General features: G+C 50.0%; 1 protein-coding gene. It reads right to left on the bottom strand.

Annotation, left to right across the window (positions count from 1 at the left end; all coding sequences use genetic code 11):
- A partial coding sequence (locus tag R0J92_RS23700) for a hypothetical protein (RefSeq protein WP_411053478.1) occupies window positions 1-231 on the bottom strand: 231 nt, incomplete at its 3' end.
- Window positions 232-264 lie beyond the last annotated feature (33 nt).

Genomic DNA, 264 nt, shown 5'->3' with positions numbered 1-264 from the left:
CTTAAAAACGCGACCAAAGCCCCCTCCAATCGGAATCACCCACTGTTCCCCTTCTGCATTCCAGTTCGCTGTGAGAATAGGAGCCGATACAGCATACCATCCCCCCTCAAAGTTATAGTTAAAGAAAGGTTGCAGCGTTAAAAGACTAACCTCAGAGCGATCATCATCACCTGCGAATGACCAAACTTGGCTGATCAGACCTCCTGCAACAATGCGATCTTTGGTGACCAAGCCGACGGCTGATGCTCCTAGCGACCATTTCCC

Source organism: Tritonibacter sp. SIMBA_163 (genome assembly GCF_046535935.1).
Taxonomy (GTDB): Bacteria; Pseudomonadota; Alphaproteobacteria; order Rhodobacterales; family Rhodobacteraceae; genus Epibacterium; species Epibacterium scottomollicae.
Note: the sequence above shows the minus strand (reverse complement) of the source record. Positions and strands in the feature narration are given on the sequence as shown.